The sequence below is a fragment of the Kiloniella sp. EL199 genome (genome assembly GCF_900313065.1).
Lineage (GTDB): Bacteria > Pseudomonadota > Alphaproteobacteria > Kiloniellales > Kiloniellaceae > Kiloniella.
Genome location: NZ_OMPU01000010.1, coordinates 719,725 through 745,213, shown reverse-complemented (window position 1 = coordinate 745,213; position 25,489 = coordinate 719,725). Strand labels below are relative to the sequence as shown.

At 44.9% G+C, this 25,489-nt stretch carries 26 protein-coding genes and 1 riboswitch; of the genes, 12 read left to right on the top strand and 14 right to left on the bottom strand.

Translation table 11 applies throughout. The annotated features are described in order from the left end of the window. Positions 1 to 6: 6 nt before the first annotated feature. Both D9A03_RS11990 and D9A03_RS11985 read right to left on the bottom strand, forming a co-directional pair. Positions 7 to 3,240, bottom strand: coding sequence for a transporter substrate-binding domain-containing protein (locus tag D9A03_RS11990; RefSeq protein ID WP_120497409.1), 3,234 nt, complete (start codon positions 3,238 to 3,240; stop codon positions 7 to 9). Positions 3,241 to 3,414: 174 nt separating this feature from the next. Next, positions 3,415 to 5,022 (bottom strand): tetratricopeptide repeat protein, encoded by a 1,608-nt coding sequence (locus D9A03_RS11985; RefSeq protein WP_120497408.1) that lies wholly within the window; start codon positions 5,020 to 5,022, stop codon positions 3,415 to 3,417. Between the two features lie 167 nt (positions 5,023 to 5,189). Continuing rightward, positions 5,190 to 5,412, top strand: a riboswitch (cobalamin riboswitch). A 106-nt stretch (positions 5,413 to 5,518) separates the two neighbouring features. Between D9A03_RS11985 and D9A03_RS11980 the strand changes: the two genes are divergently transcribed. Genes D9A03_RS11980 through D9A03_RS11965 form a run of 4 tightly spaced genes read left to right on the top strand, consistent with a single transcriptional unit; the run spans position 5,519 to position 8,736 of the window. Beyond that, positions 5,519 to 5,716 carry a hypothetical protein gene (locus D9A03_RS11980; protein ID WP_120497407.1) on the top strand — a complete coding sequence of 66 codons (198 nt, stop codon included), beginning with the start codon at positions 5,519 to 5,521 and terminating at the stop codon, positions 5,714 to 5,716. A 58-nt stretch (positions 5,717 to 5,774) separates the two neighbouring features. Continuing rightward, positions 5,775 to 6,554, top strand: coding sequence for an ABC transporter ATP-binding protein (locus D9A03_RS11975; protein ID WP_120497406.1), 780 nt, complete (start codon positions 5,775 to 5,777; stop codon positions 6,552 to 6,554). Positions 6,555 to 6,579: 25 nt separating this feature from the next. After that, on the top strand, positions 6,580 to 7,611 hold the full coding sequence (locus tag D9A03_RS11970) for an ABC transporter substrate-binding protein (protein WP_120497405.1): 1,032 nt from the start codon (positions 6,580 to 6,582) through the stop codon (positions 7,609 to 7,611). Between the two features lie 33 nt (positions 7,612 to 7,644). Continuing rightward, positions 7,645 to 8,736: an iron ABC transporter permease gene (locus tag D9A03_RS11965; RefSeq protein ID WP_162938121.1), complete on the top strand. Its 1,092-nt coding sequence runs from the start codon at positions 7,645 to 7,647 to the stop codon at positions 8,734 to 8,736. A 150-nt stretch (positions 8,737 to 8,886) separates the two neighbouring features. Here the strand turns inward: D9A03_RS11965 and D9A03_RS11960 are convergent, their stop codons facing one another. Next, positions 8,887 to 9,681, bottom strand: a complete 795-nt coding sequence (locus D9A03_RS11960; protein ID WP_120497404.1) for a VOC family protein — start codon at positions 9,679 to 9,681, stop codon at positions 8,887 to 8,889. A gap of 90 nt (positions 9,682 to 9,771) precedes the next feature. Beyond that, a complete protein-coding gene (locus D9A03_RS11955; protein WP_120497403.1) occupies positions 9,772 to 10,137 on the bottom strand; it encodes an isochorismatase in 366 nt (121 codons plus the stop codon). Between the two features lie 127 nt (positions 10,138 to 10,264). On the opposite strand from D9A03_RS11955, the gene D9A03_RS11950 reads away from it, so the two are divergent. Both D9A03_RS11950 and D9A03_RS11945 read left to right on the top strand, forming a co-directional pair. Beyond that, on the top strand, positions 10,265 to 11,134 hold the full coding sequence (locus tag D9A03_RS11950; RefSeq protein WP_120497402.1) for a LysR family transcriptional regulator: 870 nt from the start codon (positions 10,265 to 10,267) through the stop codon (positions 11,132 to 11,134). A gap of 24 nt (positions 11,135 to 11,158) precedes the next feature. Next, on the top strand, positions 11,159 to 11,530 hold the full coding sequence (locus tag D9A03_RS11945; protein ID WP_120497401.1) for a hypothetical protein: 372 nt from the start codon (positions 11,159 to 11,161) through the stop codon (positions 11,528 to 11,530). Between the two features lie 53 nt (positions 11,531 to 11,583). Here the strand turns inward: D9A03_RS11945 and D9A03_RS11940 are convergent, their stop codons facing one another. Beyond that, on the bottom strand, positions 11,584 to 12,405 hold the full coding sequence (locus D9A03_RS11940) for a CmcJ/NvfI family oxidoreductase (RefSeq protein ID WP_120497400.1): 822 nt from the start codon (positions 12,403 to 12,405) through the stop codon (positions 11,584 to 11,586). 120 nt (positions 12,406 to 12,525) lie between these two features. On the opposite strand from D9A03_RS11940, the gene D9A03_RS11935 reads away from it, so the two are divergent. Beyond that, a complete protein-coding gene (locus D9A03_RS11935) occupies positions 12,526 to 13,434 on the top strand; it encodes a LysR family transcriptional regulator (RefSeq protein ID WP_120497399.1) in 909 nt (302 codons plus the stop codon). Between the two features lie 47 nt (positions 13,435 to 13,481). On the opposite strand, the gene D9A03_RS11930 is transcribed toward D9A03_RS11935, so the two are convergent. From D9A03_RS11930 to D9A03_RS11905, 6 genes are all read right to left on the bottom strand, one after another. After that, positions 13,482 to 14,324 carry an SDR family NAD(P)-dependent oxidoreductase gene (locus D9A03_RS11930; RefSeq protein ID WP_120497398.1) on the bottom strand — a complete coding sequence of 281 codons (843 nt, stop codon included), beginning with the start codon at positions 14,322 to 14,324 and terminating at the stop codon, positions 13,482 to 13,484. A 30-nt stretch (positions 14,325 to 14,354) separates the two neighbouring features. Continuing rightward, a complete protein-coding gene (locus D9A03_RS11925) occupies positions 14,355 to 14,753 on the bottom strand; it encodes a nuclear transport factor 2 family protein (protein WP_216825454.1) in 399 nt (132 codons plus the stop codon). 2 nt (positions 14,754 to 14,755) lie between these two features. Then, positions 14,756 to 15,601, bottom strand: a complete 846-nt coding sequence (locus D9A03_RS11920; protein ID WP_120497396.1) for an enoyl-CoA hydratase/isomerase family protein — start codon at positions 15,599 to 15,601, stop codon at positions 14,756 to 14,758. Positions 15,602 to 15,731: 130 nt separating this feature from the next. After that, positions 15,732 to 16,190, bottom strand: a complete 459-nt coding sequence (locus tag D9A03_RS11915) for a GNAT family N-acetyltransferase (protein ID WP_120497395.1) — start codon at positions 16,188 to 16,190, stop codon at positions 15,732 to 15,734. Positions 16,191 to 16,208: 18 nt separating this feature from the next. Continuing rightward, positions 16,209 to 17,933 (bottom strand): tetratricopeptide repeat protein, encoded by a 1,725-nt coding sequence (locus tag D9A03_RS11910; RefSeq protein WP_120497394.1) that lies wholly within the window; start codon positions 17,931 to 17,933, stop codon positions 16,209 to 16,211. A 100-nt stretch (positions 17,934 to 18,033) separates the two neighbouring features. Next, complete coding sequence (locus D9A03_RS11905) at positions 18,034 to 18,438, bottom strand: hypothetical protein (protein WP_120497393.1); 405 nt, start codon at positions 18,436 to 18,438, stop codon at positions 18,034 to 18,036. A gap of 368 nt (positions 18,439 to 18,806) precedes the next feature. Here D9A03_RS11905 and D9A03_RS11900 point away from each other — a divergent pair, with 368 nt between their 5' ends. Beyond that, on the top strand, positions 18,807 to 19,619 hold the full coding sequence (locus D9A03_RS11900; RefSeq protein WP_120497392.1) for a DUF2189 domain-containing protein: 813 nt from the start codon (positions 18,807 to 18,809) through the stop codon (positions 19,617 to 19,619). A 61-nt stretch (positions 19,620 to 19,680) separates the two neighbouring features. Here D9A03_RS11900 and D9A03_RS11895 read toward each other — a convergent pair whose 3' ends face one another. Both D9A03_RS11895 and D9A03_RS11890 read right to left on the bottom strand, forming a co-directional pair. Then, positions 19,681 to 20,121 carry a cupredoxin domain-containing protein gene (locus D9A03_RS11895; RefSeq protein WP_162938120.1) on the bottom strand — a complete coding sequence of 147 codons (441 nt, stop codon included), beginning with the start codon at positions 20,119 to 20,121 and terminating at the stop codon, positions 19,681 to 19,683. A 61-nt stretch (positions 20,122 to 20,182) separates the two neighbouring features. After that, positions 20,183 to 20,752 carry a DUF4142 domain-containing protein gene (locus D9A03_RS11890; protein WP_120497390.1) on the bottom strand — a complete coding sequence of 190 codons (570 nt, stop codon included), beginning with the start codon at positions 20,750 to 20,752 and terminating at the stop codon, positions 20,183 to 20,185. A 222-nt stretch (positions 20,753 to 20,974) separates the two neighbouring features. On the opposite strand from D9A03_RS11890, the gene D9A03_RS11885 reads away from it, so the two are divergent. Next, positions 20,975 to 21,910: an AraC family transcriptional regulator gene (locus D9A03_RS11885; RefSeq protein ID WP_120497389.1), complete on the top strand. Its 936-nt coding sequence runs from the start codon at positions 20,975 to 20,977 to the stop codon at positions 21,908 to 21,910. A 163-nt stretch (positions 21,911 to 22,073) separates the two neighbouring features. Then, complete coding sequence (locus tag D9A03_RS11880; protein WP_120497388.1) at positions 22,074 to 22,442, top strand: hypothetical protein; 369 nt, start codon at positions 22,074 to 22,076, stop codon at positions 22,440 to 22,442. Between the two features lie 132 nt (positions 22,443 to 22,574). Here the strand turns inward: D9A03_RS11880 and D9A03_RS11875 are convergent, their stop codons facing one another. Continuing rightward, on the bottom strand, positions 22,575 to 23,621 hold the full coding sequence (locus D9A03_RS11875) for a LacI family DNA-binding transcriptional regulator (RefSeq protein WP_120497387.1): 1,047 nt from the start codon (positions 23,619 to 23,621) through the stop codon (positions 22,575 to 22,577). A gap of 394 nt (positions 23,622 to 24,015) precedes the next feature. Between D9A03_RS11875 and D9A03_RS11870 the strand changes: the two genes are divergently transcribed. Continuing rightward, positions 24,016 to 24,678: an amino acid ABC transporter permease gene (locus D9A03_RS11870; RefSeq protein WP_120497386.1), complete on the top strand. Its 663-nt coding sequence runs from the start codon at positions 24,016 to 24,018 to the stop codon at positions 24,676 to 24,678. A 12-nt stretch (positions 24,679 to 24,690) separates the two neighbouring features. Beyond that, positions 24,691 to 25,341 (top strand): amino acid ABC transporter permease, encoded by a 651-nt coding sequence (locus tag D9A03_RS11865; RefSeq protein ID WP_120497385.1) that lies wholly within the window; start codon positions 24,691 to 24,693, stop codon positions 25,339 to 25,341. The last annotated feature ends 148 nt before the right edge of the window (positions 25,342 to 25,489 follow it).

Genomic DNA, 25,489 nt, shown 5'->3' with positions numbered 1-25,489 from the left:
AAAGTTTCAGTTCTGAACGACACGACTGGCAGGGATAATAAAGCTTACTGTTGTGCCTTTTCCTCGTTTGCTTTCCACCTTGATTTCACCGTCGTGAAGTTCTGCCATGCGCACGCAAAGCGTCAGGCCCAGACCTGTTCCCTCTGAGGATCGTATCAGGGGATCTTGCCCACGATGGAATACTTCGAGGATGTCATCGATTTCATCTTCGGGAATACCGATGCCCGTGTCTTTGACCGAAAGAACAATTTCTCCGGCCTTGGTCATATAGTCAGCAATGGTGATTTCCCCGCCATCTGGCGTAAACTTGATCGCATTCTCGACCAGATTAATCAATATTTGCTTCACATGACGAATGTCAACTTTAACGGAGGGCAACCCATCAGAAACATTCCAGTGAATCATCTTTTTCGGGCTACTGATCTTTCCTTCGATAAGGCCTTTAACAATTTGAATCACTTCACCAGTAGACGATACCTCTTCGTTTAGGGACATCTCGCCCAGATCAATAACTGAAAGATCCATCAGATCGTCAACAAGCCCCAGCATATGTTGTCCCGCCGATTGAATATGATCTAGATACTCCGCAGATTTATCTTCATTCACCTTTTTCTTTTTGTCCATCAGCATAAATTCTGTGTAACCAATAATGGCATTCAAGGGTGTCCTGAATTCATGCGAAAGATTGGTTAGAAAGGTATCCTTTGTCCGATTGGCTCGATTAGCACTCTCTTCGGCTTTTCGGCGCTCTTTGACTTCGTGAATTAGTTGGGTGTTATTTTCCCGCAGTGTTTTGCTTTGGGCATCCATGCGGCGTTGCAGATAGGTATTCCAGCCAAAGAACAAGATCAAAATACCCAAACTTCCCGCCGCAATCTGCCAAAAGATCGTGTAATCCGGTTCAGGCTCTATCTGCAATCCGATCCATTTGTTTCTGATTTCACGATGCTTTTCATCCGGAATGGATTGAAGAGCTTTTTTCATAATGAAAGCAAACTCGGGCCAATCGCTACGCACCCCCATACTGATTTCATTTTTAAAAGGCGTTTGCCCTGTTACCCGAATATTCAACAAGCCTTTTTCGCGTAGAGTCTGCCCCGTTACCAGAATGCTGCCAATATAGGCATCAACCTCTTCTGCATTCAAAAGATCGATGCCCTCGGCAACTGTTTTGACCTCTACCAGTTCCAATCCCCAATTACCGGCACGAATATTTTCTGTAACCGCATAGTTTTCAACAATTGCGACCCTTTTATTCTTAAGACCCGCAATACCGTCAATGTAGGGAACATTATCCAAGGCAAAGATGACGAGTGGCAATTGCAAATACGGATCGGTAAAAGAACTGTATTCCTTGCGAGAGATCGTCGGTGCCGCAGCAGAGAACATATCAAGCTCGCGACTTTTCACCATCTCTACACCAGTCGCCCAGTTAAACTGTTTACTAATTTCAAAGGTAACGCCCAGACGTTCGGACAGCTCATTTAAATAGTCAATCGCAACGCCTTTAAAAACACCGTTTTCATCCACGTATTCAACAGGTGGGAATTCCAGATCTGCTGCGACCCTGATCACCGGATGTTCCTTGAGCCAGCTGCGTTCTTCGCTACTCAATAACAACTTGCGTTGCGGATCTTCCACCCAGTCTTTCAAGATCACGCGTTGTTCTGAAAGCGAAATACTATCCAGTGCTTTTTGCAGGATCGCCTGTAAAACAGCATTATCTTTTCGAACAGCAATCGCATTTATTGAAGATGTCTCGTCCAGCTTTCCATGCTGGGCTAGATTATCGATGAGTTCATTGCGGATAACGTACATCGCCGCAGCACGGTTACCCACATAGGCATCCGCCTGTTTTTTTGTCACCGCATCCAAAGCATCACTTGTCGTTGGATAGGTTTTCATAACAATCGAAGGATGGCTTTTTCTCAGTTCGTTTGCCAGGAAAAAATCATCTTCCAAAGCGACGACCCTGCCCTTTAGATCATCGAGGCTTTTATAATAAGCACTGTCTTTACGGGCAAAGATGACATGCGGCACATTCAAATAAGGTGTTGTAAATAAAAGCCGCTCTCTTCTACTCGCTGAGGGCGTAATATCCATCAAGGCATCGATTTCACCGCGTTCCAGTTGCCCCAGCAGTATTCCCCAATCATCGGGTACCAGTTTGATGGCGCCGTTCAGGCGTTTATTAAAAAGATACGCAAGATCAACACCAATACCCTTTGCCTGCCCGCTATCATCCAGATAATCCATCGGCGGCCAGGCATTCATTATACCAATCTTGATTTCAGGGTTATTCTGTAACCACGCTCTCTCCTCTTCGTTTAAAATAAAGGGCGGCGTTTGATTGTAGCGATCAATAATATCGTCAAGGATGGGTATCCAGTTTGATGTAATCCTGTTCTTTTTACGCAAAGGCATTTCTGTAAGAGCTTTGTCAATAATCCCGACAAGTTCCGGCCAGTCCTTGCGCACAGCAAAACGCTGTCCGTTATTACGCAGATCGTACTTACTGGCCACCCGCAGATTAACCAGACCATATTCCTGCGCCACATAGATGCTGACACCCAACACACCAACGTAAGCATCGGCATCATCAATCGCCACAGCCTGAAGCCCCTGTAGCCGGGTATCGACATAAACCGGAACAATATCAGGATAATCAGCCAACACTCGTTGCGTCGAGGTATAGTCTTTAACCAAGGCAACACGCTTACCGATAATATCGGTTGGGTGTTGAATATTCCGCCGCCCGACCTGAGACATAATAACCAACGGCGTATTGATATAGATTTGTGAAAAATTCAGAAACTCGTCACGCTTTGGGGTTTTCACCGCCGTTGCGATAACATCTATGGTCTTTTCTTTAGCGCCACCAATAATTTCCGGCCAGGTCAGATCCGGGATGATCTCGAACTTCAACCCCGTCTCACTTTCGATATGACGCATAAAATCCGGGGCTATGCCACGATAACTTCCCCCCGTTTTTTGAAAACTATAGGGTGCGTAGTCACCATCAATGCCAATACGGACCACCGGATGCTCTTCAATCCAGTTTTTTTCTTCTGGTGTAAGATCGATGGCAAAAGCCGTTGGGGCAAGTGAAACAAGAACAAGGGGTAGAGTTGCTAAAAAGGCATAAAACGTCTGACGAAAACCAAGCTTGTAAAACGCCTGTCTTCCCAAGAATGCGTCCCCGACAACCTCGACACAGTTGCGCCACCAAATCCCAGCCACGTTTTAGGCCCCCTGATTTTGATCAACCCCTTTTACCGCCATCCTTTAAATAGATCGTTTTCAGTAAAAGAATGCAACCAAAAGTAACTTTATTCCCGATTTACTGAGAGAAAAGTAGCGCACATGAACAATGTAAGTGAAAAGGAAATAATGAAATGTAACTGAGAACTTAGATCACCCTTGGCCCAACACATAGCTTTTAGCGAGATAGAGACACCCTAACGTGTCGTCATCGTCACATGCCCGATTATAAAGCTCTCTTGCACGTTTATAATTCACTTCAACGCCGCGACCTTTTTCATACATAATACCAAGCTTTGCACAGCTCCATGCATTTCCACCGAAGCATGCCTTTTTGAAAAAATTCGCAGCTGTTGAATAATTTTGGTCAATGACATTACCTTTTTCATACATACTCCCTAATAGAGAGCACCCCCAGGCATTTCCACCGTCACATCCATAATTATATAGTCGCATTGCTGTTGAATAATCCTGATTAACGCCACGACCCTTTTCATAAAAAAATCCAAGACGGGAGCACCCCCAAGCGTTTTCACCTTCACACCCTTGGGACAAGAGGTTAACGGCTGTTAAATAATCCTGATCCACGCCGTGCCCTCTTTCATACATGTACCCCAATTGAGAACAGCTCCAGGCGTTGCTACCATCACACCCTTTTCTAAAGAACTTCACAGCTACTCTATAATCCTGCTCAACGCCGCGCCCCCTTTCATAAAGAAGACCCAGGCGGGAGCACCCCCAAGCGTTTTCACCTTCACACCCTTGGGACAAGAGGTTAACGGCTGTTAAATAATCCTGATCCACGCCGTGCCCTCTTTCATACATGTACCCTAATTGAGAACAACCCCAGGCGTTGTTACCATCACACCCCTTTCTAAAGAAGTTCTCGGCTACTTTATAATCCTGTTCAACGCCGCGACCATTTTTATAAAGAAAACCCAGACGAGAACATCCCCAAGCATTTCCACCTTCGCACCCTTGATTATATAGCCCAATTGCTACCGAATAATCCTGAACGACGCCATTTCCTGTTTCATAAAGAAAACCCAGGCGAGAACATCCCCAAGCATTTCCACTTTCACACCCTTGATTATAGAATTTCACTGCTGCGGAAAAATTCCGAGCAACACCACGGCCTTTTTCATACATAAAGCCAACATTGCTACAGCCTTTTGCATAGTTTCCGTTACAAGCCTGTTTGAAAAGTAAAACGGCCTTTTCATCATCTTGAGGTAAAAAATTCCCATACTTGTAATTATGGCCTAAAGAGTTGCAGCTTTTCGCGTTCCCTTGACTACAGCTTTTTTCATAAAATTCCGCCGTCTGATTTTTATTATGGCTACCACTCTTTTCTGCAATCACCTTGGTAAATGATTTCTTGTGGTAACAACCTTTTTCTTTTCCCGCTTCACACAAACTTTCAAAAAGAGAAACAATTCTTGCCTTCTCAAAAGTCTCTATTCTGCCATTGACATACATCCAACCTACATAATCGCAACTTTCCGTGTATCCGGCTTCACACGCTAGAATAAAATATTCAAATGCTTCCTGATCATTTTGTGCAACACGCTGACCGTTAAAGTATTGCAAACCTAATGAATTACAGTCTTCTCCATCTCCCTTGAGACAACCTCGTTCTACCAGCACATCATTGATATCACGCTGAAAAACCAATAAAGCGATAGATATTAAAAGTGCAGCAAGAAGATATGCCCATCTATGCTTTATGGGGCTCTCACCTATTAATTTATTTTCAGACATAACAGTTCAATTTCAGAAAAGCTCAACAATACACTTAAAAATTGATAATGATTTTATTTTGTTAATCTAAAGTAAAAAAAAGCATTTGATATAAATGCATTAAGTGCTGCTTTATTATAAATTAAATCATGCCGTCATTTTTCATCTTGATTATCCCTTTGAACTTTGACAGCATCCGCAGCGATGGTTTCTGGATATCAAAGCTGAGTCCGGGATGAAAAGGGAACACGGTGCGGTGTAACCATCAGGTGCCAATTCCGTGACTGCCCCCGCAACTGTAAGCGGCGAGCCACTCTGAAATTAACCACTGAACCTTAATCAGGTTCGGGAAGGTTCAGAAGTTGCTGCGACCCGCAAGTCAGGAGACCTGCCATCTTTGTTGTAAACGCTAACCGGGCGGGGTGCCTCGGAAAGGGTGATAAAGATCGCTATCCGGCAAAACAGCCGCGACCTGATATCCCTATTCCGCTCTCTCTGCTCTGGCACGGAGGGTGCTATGAAAAACACGACAAACATATTCGATATATTGTCGCCTATCTACCGCGATACATTCGTCAAGCTCTATACAAGACTTTCAGACATGGAATCTAAGGGTTCAAGCCCTTGGTTTCGCGGACATCTAACTATCGCACAGCAAATTTTGGAACAGAAACAAGGCTTCTTTGATATTGCGCTATTCGATTATAACGAGTAAGTAGGAATAGTTACGTTATAACATAACACTTATTTATCAATGAAACCAAGATCCAAACATGAAACGTGCGTCACTTCAGGCAACAGATCTCTCGTGGGGTCCCAAGGGGCAACCTGATCTTTTATCCGACATCAGTTTTCGTGCAAACCCCGGTCGTATACTGGGTATTGTCGGCCCCAATGGTGCCGGAAAATCGACCTTGTTACGACTGCTCTATCGTTTTCATCGTCCCCGTAGCGGGCAAGTGTGGATAAACGATAAGGATCTTTGGGAACTATCTCCACGTACTGCAGCACAAAAAATCGCCGCCGTGCTGCAGGAACAACCAACTGACTTTGCTCTCACTGTCGGGGAAATCGTTGCCCTTGGCCGAACCCCTCACCGACGGGGGTTTTCACAAATCGGTTCGCGGGATCAAGTCATCATTGATACAGCCCTCGCAACCTTGAACCTGCAAGGCTTCGCCAAGCGATCCTTTGGTACGCTGTCTGGGGGTGAACGACAACGCGTTATGGTGGCTCGTGCTCTTGCCCAGGAACCCCACATTCTAATTTTGGACGAACCGACAAACCATCTTGATATTCGCCATCAACTCGAAGTTCTCTCGCTATTACGCAAACTGGATATGACGATTATCACCAGCCTGCATGACCTCAATCTGGTCGGTCAATATACAGACGATGTGCTTGTTTTGGCCAATGGACGCTGTCTGGCTTTTGGTCCTTCTGATCAAGTTCTCACGGAACACCTTGTTGATCGCGCATTTGGCATAACCAGCCGTATCGAACGCTTAATGCCAAGTAATCAATCACATTTCACTTTTCATCTCGAACCTTAAACTTCAGTTTCTAACGGAAAATAAAATGCACAAAACCCCTCTCTCCTTTTTTGGCGCCTTTTCTGGTTCCGCTTCTGGTTCTGTTTCTGGGCCTCTTTCAAGCTTTTTATCTAGCGGCATTTTGTCAGTAACGCTAACGGCTGCCGCTCTTCTGTCTCCCTTACAGGCCGCAGCTGATCCCGTAACAGTCCAAAGCTGTAATCGTCAGGTTACTTTTGACACTCCCCCGAAAGCCGCAGTTTCCAATGACGTTAATCTAACGGAAATGATGCTGGTTCTGGGTCTTCGTAATAGCATGGTCGGTTACACAGGTATTTCTGGCTGGAAAACACTAGATGAAAAAATGCGCGATGGTGTTGCTGAGTTACCGGAACTATCAGAAAAATATCCGACAAAAGAAGTATTGATCGGATCTGATGCTGACTTCTATTTCGCCGGATGGAACTATGGCATGAAAGTTGGTGGGGAAGTTACACCCGAAACCCTTAAGCCCTTTGGCATCAAGGTTTATGAGTTGACTGAATCCTGTATTCATATTGGAAAGAAGAACAAAGTAACCATGCAGGATATGTACAATGACCTGCTAAATCTCGGCGCTATTTTTGGTGTTAAAGAAAAAGCTCAAGCACTTGTTTCTACTTACAAAGATGAATTAAGTAATTTTGAAAAAGGCCTCAAAAAGCCAACAAACCCGCTACGTGTCTTTGTCTATGACAGTGGTGAAGACAAGCCTTTTACTGCCGGACGATATGCCATGCCAACAGCAATAATCGAAGCGGCAGGCGGAACCAACATTATGGATGATTTTGATAAAAGCTGGGCAACTGTTGGCTGGGAGGCCGTTGTAGATCGCAACCCCGAAGTTGTTGTGATTGTGAACTATGGCAATGTCACAGCCGAACAAAAAATCGCCTATATGAAAAACAACCCTGCTTTTGCCAATATTGATGCGGTTAAAAACGATCGATTTGTTGTTCTGGAATATGTCGAGGCAACTCCCGGACCTCGTAATATCGAAGCCGTGAAGAAATTGGCAACAGCCTTTTACGGTTCGTAGAGACGAGTAAGCATTGAAGTGAGATCGACAAAGATGAGCAGCATCACACCACAAGCAGGGAAAAGGCCAAACTGGATAACACAGCCGCTATGGAAGGTGTTTCTGAATGACAGAAAGTTTGCCTTTCTCATGGTTTCAGGACTTTGCTGTCTTATCTTTTCGATCTCCTTTGCTGTATCAGTGGGGCCAATTCCTGTCCCCCAGCAAACCGTTTGGTCAATTCTGATTAATAAACTTAGCCCCGGCATACTTGAACAAAGTTGGTCTGCCGGGCGCGAAGCAATCGTCTGGGATATTCGTTTTCCCCGGATTATTCTGGCCGGATTGGTCGGGGCTGGATTGGCTTTGGTCGGGGCGACCCTACAAGCTGTCACCCGAAATCCACTAGCAGACCCGCACCTTTTAGGGATTTCTTCCGGTGCGGCTTTCGGAGCCATTCTGGCGTTATTACACACCGGGGTTTTCCTCGGACTGATCACCGTCCCTCTTTTTGCCTTTGTTGGTGCTCTCGGGGCTTCGGCGCTGGTTTTACTGGTTTCACGCATGACATCTGCCACCTCAGCAGATCGCTTGATCCTTGCCGGCGTTGCCGTTTCCTTTGTGGTCATGGCCGGGGCCAACATTTTGATTTTTATCGGCGACCCTCGCTCGACACATACTGTTGTCTTCTGGATGCTGGGTGGTCTTGGTCTCGCTCAATGGTCACAGCTACTCTATCCCCTGATAATTCTCATCATCGGCGGCCTATACTTCTGGCTGAAATCCACAGAACTCAACGCCATGACAGTCGGCGATGAAACCGCTTCAACACTGGGTATTCCCGTTGCCCGTTTTCGCCTGACGATCTTTGTTATCGGGGCACTTGTCACCGGTGTGATGGTTGCTTTTTCCGGTATGATCGGCTTTGTCGGACTGATGGTGCCGCATATTCTCAGACGATTTGTGGGGGGTAACTATCGCTATGTTTTACCCGGATCTGCACTGGTTGGCGCTATCTTCCTGATCTGGGCTGATGTCATCGCACGCACTATCATGGCCCCCGAAGATATGCCCATCGGCATTATAACCGGCCTGATCGGCGGTCTGTTTTTTATTTGGCTTTTAGGGCGTGGCCAACGCAGATAAGCCATGTTTCAGCAGTTGTGTAATTATCAGGCAAAAATAAAACAAAAATCAATAACTAAGGGACAGAACCGTGGTTATAACTGCGCCTGTTAAAATTCGCGAAACAGATCATCCCCAGCCTATCTTTCTATAACAGCTCGTTTAGATAATTCAGGAGATCATAAAAATTTCTAAGATCTCCGGCAAGGAAACCCTGTTCGCAACGCAGGTCGCCTCATCCCCAAAAGAAAAGCCGTCAAAACCAGCTTGATTGACGGGTGTTTTAGAAAGCTGCGTGGCGAGGCCTTCCCAATGCTGCAACTCAATCAGGCTATAGGGACGTTGCCAGAGCCATTCACGATTGGCAACAGCGGTCAAGTCAGGATCGGGTAATGCTTCACCATTCCAGCTATAGAAATAAAGGCAAAAGCCTCTGTCGTTAACGGATTGGATCGACATCAGTCGCATTCCCAGTTCGCCTTCGAAATAATGGCGCGCTGTAACGAGATCGCTAACGCGCAATGTTATATGCGCCAAGGTCGCCTGATCAGCAATGACATGGCCTGATGCAAGAGAGTTATGATCAAGTACTCGTTCATTACCTTCAAATCCCTGTTGCAACAATTCGATGCTAAACCCCTTGGGATCAGTAATCTTGGTCATATAGCCGATATCTCTGAACTGATAGGGATCATTGATCGACTGCCCGTTCTTTTGCAAGTAGTTGACGGCCTCATCAAGGTTTTGCAACGTGATACCAACTTTCCAGTAAAAGTCGTTTGGTCCTGCACAATAATCAGTAACATCAGCTTTCTGGAACACCAGACTGTTCTGGGATTTATCAAAGCTGAAAGCAATGCAATCTGGTTTTTCTTCAATGATCTTCATCCCCAGAAGATCAGCATAAAACGCGGCAAGGCCCGTAAAATCAGGTACCCGAAAATATGTTCCCGTTATGCGTTTCATAGCATTGTACATTTCATGAAGGCCTTACCCCAAGTTTATTTTATAGCTTATCTCAAAAACTCATTTTCCTGAACTTTATCCCGGTTTATTTTACTCCCGTGCTTCGAAGCGATCTTCACGCAACGCCATCGTGCCGTCGTCCTGAAGTACCCAGAGTTCGCGCGTGATAACCCCTTGCGCCTTGTTCATCTTCCAGCCGCTGGTCAAAAGGGCTGATGTTTCATCCAGAACCGTGATTTTCGGGTCAAGATAGTCAACATCTGTGAAACCATCATTGATCAGGTTCTGCCAGAAAGACTGAATTTCTGTATGCCCGGTAAAGGTTCCAAAGGGCTTGGCAACCATAACTGCACCCGCTTCGTAACAGGCGGCACATCCGGCGGCATCACCTGAATTAAAAGCTGCCTTCCACTTTCCACTCGCTTTGATAACTGCCGCTTTTAGATCTGTAGTCATTTTGCTATCTCCTCAATTGATCCAAATATTCTTGAACCATTTGGTTCGTCTCAGGATCTTTATTGCATGAGAAGATAAAGACGATAAGATAGAATTAGATGATTTCATAGTTTAGGAAAATTAAACAGTGAAACCCAATATTCATGACATGCTGACCTTTATAGAGGTCGTCGAAACGCGCTCTTTCACCACAGCATCCACCCGTCTAGGCCGCAGCAAATCCGCGATCAGCCAAACCATTTCCCGTTTGGAGGCAGACATGAATATCCGCCTGCTCCAGCGCAGTACCAGATCCTTGACCTTAACGGATGCAGGTGCACGCTTCTATGACAGCTGCCTTGCCATAAAAGATGCCTACAACGATGCTTTGGAAAGTATTTGGGAGGACAAGAACGACCCACAAGGTACTCTTTCCATTACCGCACCTCACGCACTCTGCGCCACTGTTATTACTCCGGCAATTAAGCTCTATCTGGATCGTTATCCCCGAATGTCCGTACGACTGGTGGCCGAAGATGCCTCAGTCAAACTGATCGAAGAGCATATTGATCTCGCCATTCGCGTCGGCAAACTGGCCGGACAGACAGCCCGTGTGACCAAGGTCGGTACATTAAGTGAAAGCCTCTACGCGCACCCGGATTACATCAAAGCCCAAGGTGGTATTCCTGACGATCTGAACGATTTGGAAACGTGGGACCATGTTGCCAATGAATGGCAGGGAAATCCCGTAACCTATAACTTATCCAAGGGCGTTTCTTTCAAGGTCCTGCCTCGCGCACGCTGTAACAGCCTGCCCGATATCCTCAAGCTCACCCAAAGCGGCCTCGGGATTGCCAGATTACCCGACATCGCCGTAACACCAGAACAAGAAAAGAATCCTCTAATCAGAATATCACCCCTTGGTGACGCCCCGATCTATGCCTTGCATCAATTTGACACCAAACCGCCACAACGTGTTCGCGATTTTATCACACTGATCCGCCAAGAGTTGCGTTAGAATTTTTCTTTTGGGAATGAGTTGATGAAAAATAGCAAAACGATCTTAATTGCCCTTGTTTGTATCCTCACCATCATGATCGGGGCAGGTTTGTACCTTCAAGAAAAAGATCAAGTGACTGTGGACGAGGCACAGCCAGGTACAGCACCGGCGGCAAGAACAGTAGAAGTATCCCCGGCTGAAAAAATCGCGTTGCAGGCAACTGCCTTTTCCTTTGCTGAAACAGCTGAGATTTATGTTCAGGATGGCCATAACTTGCGCCTGAAAGAGCCTCAACCAACGGGCTGTGCAAAATGCTTCACCTTCGTTTTTGACCACTATGGTGATCCCGGCGTTATCTATGAACTGAACGTACGCATCAACGACGAAGGACAAGCCGAATGGATAAAAGAGTAAGCACGTTTATCCTGTAAATAAATACTGGCTACACAAATTGAAAATTGCCCGCTCTACGACATACTTCGGTCGAATAAAACCAACGTCCGAACCTCTATACTCTCTCTGGCTCTGGCAGTGGCTGGACTGGTTGGATCATCAATCGCTGAATGAGCCAGAAAACGGGACCGGCCATCGGTTTCGGAATCATAACACTTTAATAACAGCGCTTCGTCCGGCGCCATACCCGGATAGTAATACCATATGTGTTTTGAGCTATGTTTCACCGTATACACTTCTCCCTCTCGATGGGGATACTTTAATTTTGTCCTTATAAAATCCTGTTGATCTACCGTCCTGGTATCACACATAGCCAAAGGGCTTTCTTCAACAATATGTCGTATTGGTTGCCAATAGTTTATAAAGGCAAAGCGATCTGATTCATTCTCATCCGTGCCAAGAATTTCTTTCTTCCTCTGAGGGCCGGCCAATTGAGAATAATCAGCATGAACTGTTGGGACAGGATTTCGCTTGTTAACGGTATGATCATCCACAGCTCGACTACGTAAATTATGGTCAAACGCAATGACCGCCTTGACCCCGGGCAAATGACGTCCCAAAAAACTTTCGACAGCAGAATAGAACTGCCCCTTGACCTTTTCAGATGATTCAAACTGATCAAAGTCCAGGCCAGTTTTTACCAGCTCAAACCCATTGTCATCCAATGTTGGAATACTATCCGACAAACGGGCATTATTAACCTGAACCTTGTAATGCTCCGCGACAAGATTGTAAGGAACAGGGCCAACCATTGTGTTGGAATAATCAACATAGGGATTTTCGCCTGCCGTACGGGAATATTCCATTTGTGCATGTATAAAGGGAAGTTGTTTCATAGCACCAGCACCTTTTCAATTTAATCAATTGGACCACTGATACTTAATTTAATTATATATCATTGAATTGATAATTTATGCTATTATGAAATAAGTTTTAACTTTTTCCTTATAATCATAATGAACATAGAGCATCTGAAATTATTTGTACGATTAGCTGTTCTCAACAACATCAGCTTGGCAGGGCGTGAATTTGGTCTGTCGCCAACTGTGGCTGGAACGCACATAAATAAACTGGAGCAGATACTCGGAACTCGACTGGTACACAGAACCACCAGAAAAGTATCATTAACTGAAGATGGTGAATCTTTTCTTCCTCATGCCATAGAAGTTCTTGCAAGTGTTGAGGCAGCACGTGCATCCGTCGGTGCCGGGGATGGATCTCCGAGAGGTACATTACGGGTTGCTGCTCCGTCTTCTTTTGGACGCATGCATGTTGTTCCGGCTTTGAAAGAATTCCTGTTACAATATCCGCATCTATCCATTGATCTGCGGTTAACAGATACAATGATCGACTTTATCGAAGGTGGATTTGATGTCGCTATTCGTAATGCTCATCTGAAAGATTCTTCTTTGATTGCTCGCAAACTGGCTAAAGACAACCGAATTCTCTGTGCGTCCCCGGAATATTTGGCTGAACACGGTATACCTCAGTCACCTGAAGATTTAGAAAACCATCATTGCATAACTTTTGTCGGGCTGGAAAATTGGACATTTGAGACACCTGCAGGCGTCAAGATAATAAAAGCCAAGGGTCGATTTAGCACTGATGACGGACAGGCTGTCCGAGATGCCTGCGCAGCTGGTCTCGGTATTACGCTGAATGCAACCTGGAGCATCTATGATCATCTTAACGCAGGCAAACTGGTTCCTATACTCGCAGATTACCCTCTGATATCCGACACGGCTATCTGGGCGGTTTATCCCAGTTCCAGATTACTGGCGCCTAAAGTACGTGCCTTTATTGACTTTTTTGTCAAACATTACGGTGAGGTTCCTTATTGGGACCAGCAAGGAACACCCCCATAGTTTCAATATTGATCATTCAAGTATCCGTATATTGACAAAAGCCACTATCAAATACCGGAAAGTAGCTGGTTCGTTACCTGCCACAAATGTTCTTGATCCTCTTCATTATACGCCTGTTCATGCGCCTTTCCCGGTTTCATTTGATCAAAGTATTGCCCTGTCACAGCATCTAGCTCAGATGCACAAGCCAGGAACACATGTGCACGGGCCCCGGTTTCCGGACTTACAGCAGAAGAACCATACGCCTCTTTCACCATACGGGTGTTCAAAAATGATCCGGGATCAAGGGCATTTACAGTAACATTCCGATCACGGACCTGTTCAGCATAAAACAAACTGAATATAACAACGGCCAGCTTACTCTGGGCATAAGCTTTTGACGCAGTAAATCCCTGTTCCAGCATAATGTCATCAAACTGCACCGGTGATTGCGCGGCCGAAGCAATATTAATAATACGCCCGTGCGCCTTTTCCAGGGCAGGCAACAAAAGTTGTGATAACAAAACAGTCGCCAGATAATTAACCTGCAAACGCAACTCGTAACCATCCTGACTTACCAGACGCTTTAACTGATCTTCGGAACTGCCCGGTCCCAAGCCTGCATTATTAATCAATACATCCAACGCAGGATGTTCCGAGGTTATTTGTTCCGCCAAGTCGCGAACTTCAGCCAAAGATCCAAGATCAGCTTTATATCCAAAAACCTGATCATTGCCTGTTTTTTGTTTAAGTTCTTCAACTGCTGCCGCAATTTTGGTTGCGGAACGTCCATGCACCAATACAGTTGCACCTCGGATAGCCATTTTTTCTGCTGTGATACGACCAACTCCATCGGTCGCACCCGTAATCAGAACTTTTCTTCCACATACTGTTCTATCGTTATCACTCATCGGCTTTTCACCCGTTGCCCACCATACAATTCAATCATCAATGAAAACTGTTTTGACATGAAGCGTGTCCATATACTCGCGGATCGCAACAATTTGGCCATCAGCAAAACCAAACAAAAAATGATACAGATTATTGTAGATTGTGCCATTGTCCTTCTGACCATATGATTCAACCTCTACAGCGACCCGGTCCCCTTCAACAGTCCAACCTGTAGCAGTAAGTTCCATACCATTCGGGAATACGGTAGCAACTGTTTCCATCAAATTGGCAATACCGTCCTTATCCATTTCACCCGAAACAGGGAGTTCTCCTTCCCTCCCCATAACGCGCCAGACAACATCTTCATCAAGTAATTCAAGAACACCATATACATCGCCAACAGAAAAGCGCCTCAGAAACGCCCGGATAATCTGTTTGTTTTCTTGCATGATTATTTCACACCCTGAATGTCCAGGACTAACTGGTCCCAGTTACGCTGATTATCCATTTCATTCTGGGCACTATTATCATCAGCATACTGGAAACGTTTTTGTGCCGGGGTTTTGCTCATGGATTGATAAAGCCAGTAGGCTTCTTCCTTAAGAGCATCTTCAATGGGTAAATCCACAGAGGCATAAACAGTGCGTTTGCACGCTTCTATAGATTCAGCCGGGAATTGTGCAATGCGAATTGCCAACTCCTCTACATAGGGGCCAATTGCATCTGCATCCAATGCCTTGTTAATTGTACCATAGGCTTCGGCCTGCTCCGCATCAAAGTCACGCGCACTTAAAATTATTTCCAGTGCTCGCCCCAAACCAACCTGTCTCGCCATCCGCGAAGCACCACCGCCACAAGGCAAGATCCCCATGCCAACTTCCATCTGCATGAACTTTGCCTTGCCCTTTGCGGCAAAGCGCATGTCACATGCCAACATGAACTCGTGCCCGCCACCTCTGGCAAAACCTTCGACTTTAGCAATCGTTGCCTGAGGTAGCATGCTGATCCGTTGCAAAACATCTTGCAGATAAAGGCATTCCACTTGATCGCGGGAAACAGCCTCAGTCGACATATCCTTCAGGAAATTCGTATCGGCATGTGCCACAAAAATCTCCGGGTGGGCCGATTGGAAAACAACAACCTTAACACTGCGGTCCTTTTCCAATTTCTCAGCAAGCCGATTTAAATCATCGAGCATGGGAATGCCCTGAATATTAACGGGCGGATAATCGAAAGTAATCGTCGCGACAGCCTGAGCCAGTGAAACGTTGAATGTTGTGTATCCTTCGTAAGTCATCGTCTTCCTCTGAAATTTTTTACTGGAAAGCAGCAATTAGTGATTTAGACGATAATTTAAAGCTTTATATATTTGTTGATAATAGAGATAAATATAGGTTCTGTTTATAGAAAAAAATTATAATAATGCTTCAATACTGCTTTGCCATCTCGATCGTCCCAGCCCATCCAAGATGTTCATAGAGAGGACGCCCTTTGCTGGTTGCATGAAGGATAGCATAGCGAATGCCTTTGCGTTTGAATTCAGTATCTGCTGCATTCATTAAATCAGTTGCAATGCCGCGACCGCGATAATCGGGTTCTACGAACATATTAAGCACATAGCCCCGGCGATCATCTAGTGGATGCGAAGGGTGCGGAGGCCAGTCAATAACCATCAAGCCAATACCGCCAATGGCCGCGCCTTCGCTTTCAACAATAAAGCCAAAATAACTACGATCTTCCAGACGTGGCCTCAACCAATCGCGAAAGGGCATATCCATCGCCGCAAGTTCTTGTTCGCGAGGCTTTCCACTCGCTTGAAACATCTTTTGACGATGTTCACAGATCAGATCCAGATCGTGGTTTTCAGTTGGCCTTGTTATTAGCATTCTATTTCACTGAAATGGCTAGAGACCTCTAGATTTATTACACGCGTACCCATGACCAAGATCACAAGCTTTCGTATAAAACTCTTTTGCTTTGATGGTATTTTTTTCTGTACCTTCACCCTGTTCATACATACGGACAAGGTCGTAGCAAGATACTCTGTTTTCTCCTAAACACCCCTTTTCATAAAAGATCAAAGCTTCCGAATAATTTTGATCAATTCCTATACCTGCCCGCTTTAAATATCCTAGATTATAGCACCCCTCTGAATAACCTAGGTTACAAGCCTGAGTATAGAAATAAGTTGCTTTATTCATATCCCTTTTTATTGCATCAGTTAAACGATACATATCGGCAGCTTCATTACAGGCGTACCCGTAAGAACGTTTACAAGAGAACTCATAATGGTCCAGAGCAGTTTTACTCTTGATTCTTTCGCTGTAACCAGAGCGATACACTTTCGCTAATTGCGTACAAGAAACCACATCTCCCTGCTCACAAGAAGCCTCAAAAAGCGCAATTGCTTTTTTACGGTACTCCAGAGCTAAAGTATTATGTTTTTGAACGGTTTTACCTTTGCCATATACATATTCGAGTGCAAAACAACCGTACCCAAAACCACCATCACAGGCTTTTTTATACAACAATCTTGCATCAGAGTAGTATCTACTTCCCTTTATTCCTGACAGGTAAAGGTCACCAAGATTAACACAGCCTTGTAAATGATTTTTGTCACATGCTTGTTTATAGAGGGGTATTGCTTTTTGAGTATCCTTTTTTGTGCCTCGGCCTGTCCTATACGAAACACCTAACCCATTGCACCCTTTGGCATTACCCGCATCACATGCTTGTTCAAACAACCGACGGCCTTTTATATTATTGACTTTAACACCAAGACCGTCGTAGTAAAGCGCCCCCAGATCGGCACAAGCTTGGGCATCTCCACCCTTGCAAAAAATCTCTAGGTTTTTGGCTTTTTCCTGGTAATCAATTCTCGCGTATTGTTTCATATAAAACGGGATGGAGGTCGTTTTTTTATGGGGCACGTCATTCTCTTTTGAGCACGACGGTTTATAGCCCAAACCACAAGCTATATGAAAATAATCTTGGCTCTTGCCCTTATCCCGCTCAACACCTTTTCCCAAGGAATAAAGACTACCCAGATTATTACAACCTTTCCCATTTCCCTGTTCACAGGCTATTTTGTAATGCAAATAAGCCTGCTCATAATCCTGCTCTATTCCTTGCTGAGTATAATAACCATCATAATAACGGCTCCCTAGGGTTAAACAGCCTTCTGAAAAACCTTTATCGCAAGCCCCATTATATAATTCGGTTGCCCTATCAACATTTTTCTCAACACCATAGCCTTTGTCATAAAGGCTGGCCAATCGTAAACAACTCCACATATAGTTAGCATGGCATGCTTGGTTTAGGTATTTCGCAGCTGTGGCATAATTCTGCTTAATTCCATTACCCTTATAGTACATTTCACCAAGGCTATGGCATCCGGGATTAAAGCCAACATCACATGAAAGCTTATATGCCTGAACTGCTTTCAAATAATCTCTATCGAGATCTTTTCCATCCCTGTATTTATTGCCAAGTGTAAAACAGGACAAAGGACGTTCAAGACTACAGTCCAGATCAGAATTTGACGTATCTGATGATGGTTTCTTTTGTGGTTTGGATGCAACACACCCTGCAGTCAATAAAATCAACAAACCGACAAGTACAAATCGCATTTTCACGCCCCCACGCCTTTGTGCAGAACAAACACTATAATCCGTTATAAAAAATGAACAAATATAGATAGCATGATGATTTTAAAATGATACAAACAAATCAAACAAAAGATCTGACATGTGCCAAAAAATCATCAGGAAAGCCCAGTCTAGTCGTTAGCTTCAATAACTGTTGTGCGTAAATACGATTGGTACCACGGATCAGGTTGGCAGGCAGGTTATAGCAAGTGACTTCTTCCCGCGTACCATCTTCATATTCTACAATCAGCTTTTCAGGTTGATACGCCTTTACGCTCTTTTCATCATAAAGTTCGGTTACCTGTGTTTGCTTCAGTGTCATGACAACACCGAAAGATCGGGCGCCAGGTTCTTTGACGAGTGAGGCGCGTTCTCCGATTTTGAGGACAAAGTTATTAACCCATGCCTTTTGTGACGAGCTTGGCACAAGGCCTTTTGCTATCAACAAATCCTCGTCCATAAAAAGACCGTAGAATAACACTTTCATGGTTCAATTCCTCTTGAAATAGCCCAAACCCAAAAAAATCAAAGTTGTAGGTTTTATCTTAGTTCGATCATTAAATTTTGCGACAGGATAATTCCAAAATACTGATTGCCATCAAGCAATTTTCACGACCGTTCACCGGACTTTGATATGATATGATCCTGCACAAGATGACGGAATTGCGTTTTTTGTGTATTATAGCTTTCAGATAAGCGGATAGCGGCCCTGTTGGGCGGCATAATAACCGCCTTTGCGGAATGGCAGATTGTTTATTCCTGCCCTTTTGATTGGCGTTTGCCTGTCGTCCGACGATGAAGTTGTATCAAGTTGTTTATGCTGTTCGCGAACCCACTGGTTCAGGAGAAAAGCTAATGCCGAAAGCAGCAACTCAATACGATCCTGTTGTTGATCTGGACAGGACAGCCGTGAAAAGCATTCCGACAATCAATAAAATCACTGTTGAAGATCTTATGGATGTTATCGCCAGAGGGCTAAGCGATTTCAAACAGAAGCCAAGTCATATTCTGCTCTTGGTGATCATTTACCCCATCATTGGTCTTTTGGCCGCTCGCATGACAGCTGGGTATGATATTGTTCCCCTCGTCTTTCCGATTGTAACAGGCTTTGCTCTGTTAGGCCCTATCGCGGCCTTGGGAATGTACGAACTCAGCCGTCGCCGGGAAAAAGGAATGAGTCTGGCATGGCGTCACGTCTTTAACATCTGTCATTCGCCAGCGATTGGATCAATCAGCGCACTGGGCATCTTGCTCACCGTTATTTTTCTGATCTGGCTGGTTACCGCGCTCATGCTTTACAAAACATTTTTCGGCACAACTGAAATCACCTCAATTGGTGCCTTTATCAGTCAGGTTTTGACAACACCCGCGGGGTGGAACCTTATCCTCATCGGTTGTAGTGTTGGCTTTGTCTTTGCCGTTGTCGTGCTTTCCATCAGCGTTGTTTCTTTCCCCATGCTGCTGGACAAAGATATCAGCGCAGCATTGGCAGTACAGACTTCCGTCAAGGTTGTTATGACCAACCCCGTCCCCGTTGCCGTTTGGGGGGCCATTGTTGCAGGATCCATGCTTGTCGGGTCTATTCCGTTTTTTGTTGGATTGTGTGTGGTAATGCCGGTACTTGGGCATTCCACATGGCACCTTTATCGCAAGGTCGTGGCGGAATAAGCGAAACTTCTACCAAATATCTATCACCAAACCTGAGCCGTTAATCACAATAACTGGCGGCTCAGGTTTTCTTCTTTTCTCTTAAACGAATTTCACCTCGCATATGGGGATGGAAAAGGCAGTAATATTCTCCGGCCATGCCCTTGGTAGCAATCAACGTCCGGCGCTGATTTAACGTAAGTTCTTCGGTATCCCAGCGCCCATCGAGTGCCGTTGCGGTATGCGGACTAATATCAAGATTAATCCACCGGATCTTATCCCCCGGACAAACCTCAATCACGTCAGGTACAAAAGCAAGATTACGAATTTCCACTGTATGTTCCCGGCTGTCATCGGCTGCCTTGGCCAAACCGGACAGCCCAGCCAAAGTGCTTCCCCCCGCCAATATCCCAGCAGAAAGCCGAGTTGATGCAACGAGAATCCCCGTTGCACCAGCCAAGTTCATTGTACCTGCTAAAAAAGACCGTCGCCCTGATCCTTTATTATTTGTGTCATTAGGCATTACAGCACCTTTCATTACGGGTCATTACAGGATTTTTCAGTATAATTTTTTGCGGGGGATCTTACTTCAGTTTCTTCACCATCATTTCCGCGTGTCCCTCATGAGCTTTGAAGATTTCAAGTCCTTGTTTGAACAACGCTTTTACTTCTTCATTTTCGATATTCGGGATAAAGCTGTGCTCAACCAGTTCATTGACAGCCTTGTGATAAGCCAGTTCATTCGCGGCATAGGCCCGATCAAATTCTACGCCGCGCAAGGCTGCCAGATCAGTGATGATTTTCTCAGAGTTTTTATTCAATGTCTGGCTCAGGAAATTATCCTGTGCTTGCGCGCCCAGTTTATCCAGAAGCTCAAGAGCAGCTTTGTTTACTGCTTCATGATCCCGGATCATGGTCTTGGCAAACTGCCGAACATCAGGATTATCAGATAAAGCCAGCGCCAGATGTGCATATTTGATGTCAATGTTATCTGCACTGTAGGCAACGTGTGCAATTTCCAGATCATTCAAATCAGCGGGATTTTCCGCGACTGCAGGTACTGCGAAAATAACCCCGAGAGAGACTATCCCAAAGGTCAGTACTTTCATTGTTTCACCACCCAGTTTCCGAACAACAGAGATCAGTTTCTTCATTTTCTTTCCATTCATTCTCAAGAGGTTTGATTAAAACGCTACGAAAACAGGAAAGACTGAACAGACCGAACTGTGAATGCCCGGGAGTTCACAATATATGGCAGATCGTTCAAACCACTGGACGTTACCTCAAAGCCTGCACATAGTTAGGTAACAGAGCCAACCATCTATGCGGATGGCGTTCTTGAAGATCAAAGTGGCAAGTGATTGAAAGGTTCGAACATGCTGGATGCACTGAGTGATATTCTCACACGTCTTTCCGTGAAAGGCACTTTGTACTTTCGTACCTCTTTTACCTCAACCTGGGGCCTCGAAGTTCCCCCTTTTGAAAATGCCGCCCGTTTTCACTTTGCGCACCGGGGAACCTGTAAGGTTATGATCAACAAGACGGGTGAAAACCTTGTCCTCGCACAGGGCGATCTGGTGATCATCCCTCACGGCGCCAGCCATAGTCTCTTTTGTGAAAACACGTCACTTCACGAAATCCTGCCACTGGATCGCGTTCTTGAAGAATCCGGCTATAAGGGGGACGGTGTTTTGGTGTATGGCGGTGGTGATCTGGAAAAAGAAACCCAATTGATCTGTGGTCATTTTTCCTTCGCCAAAAATGCAAGGCACATGATCTTCGATCAGTTACCTGACTATATCCATATCCCCAACTATGGTGAAACAGCCGGGAAGTGGATGGAAGCAACCCTGCGCATGATTGGGGATGAAACCGGAAGTGCCAAATTTGGCGGTGATCTCATCGCCCTTAAAATGTCCGAGGTTATCTTTGCCCAGGCAATCAGAACCTTTATAGAGAATCAGGGATCAGACATCACAGGGCTTGCCGCCTTTGCCGACCCTCATATCTCGCGTGCATTAAACGCTTTTCACAAAGCACCGGCTGAAAGCTGGTCAGTAGAAAATCTCGCCCGTGAAGCCGGATTGTCGCGTACTTCCTTTGCCCAGCATTTTGCAAAAAAAATGGGTGTTACCCCCATTCAGTACCTGACATCATGGCGCATGCAAATTGCAAGGCAGGGGCTTGCGGAACAAAAAATGAATGTTGCCGAGGTTGCCGCCCTGATTGGCTATGCCTCGGAATCAGCTTTTTCCCGTGTTTTCAAAAAAGAAGTGGGCGCATCCCCGGCTGAATATAGAACAGCCCACTAGTTTGAACGATCAGACATGTTTGCCGAACTATCTGAACTTCATCGTTCGAAAAATCCCCTTACATTGATTTTATGAGTTTTAAAACGCCTCTCCTCACAAGGGAAAAGGCTTCTCAAAAACAGTTCGACTTAACAAACGGACTTCAATGTAAAGGATGCTTAAAATGATACCGCGTTTCGTCACCAAGAATATTCATGCCTACCTTGATTACCCCGTCGCAATCAGCCTTATCGCCCTGCCCTTTGTTCTTAATCTGGGCAGTTCTCATCCGGTTGCTATGTGGCTTTCCGTTGTTACAGGTGTCGCCGCCTTTATACTGACGGTCCTCACGGATCACCATCTGGGTATCATCAGAGTTCTGCCCTACAAACTGCACTTGGCCGTTGATTTTGCAGTCGGTGCCCTCTTTACCCTGATCCCGTTTATTCTGAGTTTTAGCGGCATCGATGCCATTTACTATTGGGCAAACGGTCTCGCCGTTTTAACCGTCGTCGGATTGCATAAACCGGAAAAAAACATGCAGCTGGCATAATGTGAAAGCACAACACCAGCATGTTTATAACCTCCGGTAATAACCCTGTTCATCTAAAAAGTGCCCCTGTTCATCTAAAAGAAGAACAGGGGCACTGCTGGATATTTATCGAAATTATAATGAAAACAGTATCTAGCGTACAGGTTGGGGACGATCAAACCAGGCCGTACCTTGCAGATTTTCACGGGTGACAATCTCAACAGGCAAAAAGTTAGGCTGTATCGTTTTACCCTTTAAATAAGCAATAAGATTATTGACAGTACTAAATGCTGCTGTACGCATGTTTTGGTGAATAACAATATCCATAGACCCTTCCAGCAAATATCGATGAGTTTTAGGCGTCAGGTTGTGCCCGACAAGCATTATTTCATCAGCAACACCAACTTCTTTTAACGCCCTGATAATACCTTCGTTCCCACCCCCGACGTTATATACCCCTGTCAGCTTTGGCGTTTTTTTGATGACATTGATCAATTCCTGATAATTCCCGTCGATATCATCATGACCAGAATAAGCACCGATGACATCAATTTCCGGAAAATCCCGTCTTAGTACTGTTCGAAATCCGATCTCCCGATCTTCATGACTATGATAAAGCTGTCCACCGGAAATTATTGCGATTTTTCCGGCAGCTTTTAACATACGTCCCATGAAAAAAGCTGCTGTGCGACCAGCCGCACGATTATCAATACCAACAAACCCGACCAAAGGTGCATTTGTTAATCCTGACAAAAGCGCCAAAGTTGGTATTTTATAAGAAGCCAGTTCATGTACCGCATCCCGAACATGTGGATCATCAAGAGGCTGGAAGGCAACAGCATCAATTCCTTGCCCAATACATGCCAGTAACTTACGGGCCAATATTTTGGGTTCCATTTTTTTGGTAAAAATACATTCAATTGTCGCGTTTCCCTGTGCTCCGACATCCTGAAAACACGATGCGAGGTATTCTGTTGAAGGCCCGGCACTGTCCGGCAGTAAAACTTTCAACCTCCAGGGGCGGGACCGAACAACTTCATCGCCTTCTGTTTCAATCGCCAGCTTTGCCTGTAAAACACGTTGTTTGGTTGCGCTGCCTACATGCTTTCGATTATTTAAAACACGGTCAACCGTCGCAGTACTCACACCTGCAACCCGGGCAATTTCAGAAATTTTAGCAGCACGATTGATCTTAATCATTTAATACAAATAGCCTTGATCAGAATCATAAACACGTAAACAATCATATCACATCAGAAAGTAACATCAAAAAATATAACCCATACTACACTAAACTGCATTGTTAACAAAAATCATTACCTAAAATACAATTAAACAATTGATATAAAAAATATAATTTAAATAAAAATCACATTTTTTCAAAAACAATCTAGCACTACAAATAACATCAAATCACATCAATTTATACAATCTGATTGATTTGAAAAACACAAATGTCACTATAAGATAAATCAGATACATCAAAAAGCAAAAACCGTATCCAAACATAAAGAGACGAACACCATACAAATAGTAATTACAAAAAGACGTCATAGGCCCAAGCGCATGACGATAAATCTTGGAGGGAAGCCGCTTGAATCAATTAGATTTTGGCATTGTGATAGAAAGGTGGGACGAGCTTTTGCACGGCGTTGCATTAACACTGGCCCTGTCGATCGCCGGAATAGTATGCTCATTGGTAATTGGTGTAATCGGCGTTGCCATGCATCGTACCAGGACCCCATTGTTGCAAGCTCCTGTTATTGCTTTTGTTGAACTAATCCGGAATACTCCGTTCCTAATTCAGCTTTTCTTTCTGTTTTTCGCTCTTCCGCTTCTTGGTGTACGTCTGAACCCGACAATTACTGCGATCATCGCCCTTTCCATAAATGGGGGCGCTTATTCAATTGAAATTATCAGGGGCGGCGTTGAATCAATTCCCCGGGGACAGATAGAAGCCGGGGCCGCCCTGGGATTGTCTTCTACACAAATTTTCCGTGACATTGTTTTAATACCGGCCCTGAGAGCAATCTACCCGGCGCTTTCATCTCAATTCATTCTTTTAACCCTGACTTCTTCGGTATGCTCTTCAATTTCTGCAAGTGAGCTAACTCATTTTGCACAAAGAATTGAGTCCGAAACGTTCAGAAGCTTTGAAGTCTATTTCACCATTACCGGTCTTTATCTCTTAATTTCATGGTTGATCATGACAGCGCTTTCATCAATCGGCCGTCGTCATTTCAATTACCCAAACTAGTGTGTGAATAAAATGGACGCATTTGGCCTACCAGAAATATTCTTCCTTCTTCAGGGTTTGAAATGGACCGTGTTGCTTACAATAATCAGCTTTATTGGCGGGGGTGTCATTGGCCTGCTGATCGCACTGGCACGTGTCAGTTCCAGCTCTGTCATTCAACGGTTAGCGGCGGCCTATATTGCCCTGTTCCAAGGTACACCGTTATTAATGCAGCTGTTCATTATATATTATGGCTTGGCCCTGCTTCAATTCAACGTGGACGCATGGATTGCGGTTTCTTTTGCCTACACAGCACATGCAAGTGCCTTCCTGGGTGATATATGGCGGGGCACTATTCAGTCTTTGCCACGAGGGCAAACAGAAGCATCAAATGCCCTTTCCCTTGGCTATGTATCTCGAATGCGCGACATCATACTTCCACAAGCCCTGAAAATTTCGTTACCCGCGACCATAGGTTTTGCCGTGCAGTTAACCAAAGGCACATCACTTGCCGCCATCGTGGGATTTATTGAACTCGCACGTGCAGGTCAAATCGTTTCAAACCTTATTTTTCAACCCCTTCTGGTCTTTGGAATAGTTGGCATAATTTACTTCGTAATCTGTTGGCCAATGTCCATCTGGGGAACACGAATGGAGCGCAGGATGTCACAAAATCATGCATAACCATAATACGCGCCAACAGAAAGAAGACAGACATAAAAAGAGGCAGGAATAAAAGCCCGGTTCAACAAGCATAAAGCAATATTCTGTTTGACAAAAATCGAGCAGTAAAAGGCAGCTCAAGCTGTGAAAATCAACTGGAAACAAGGAG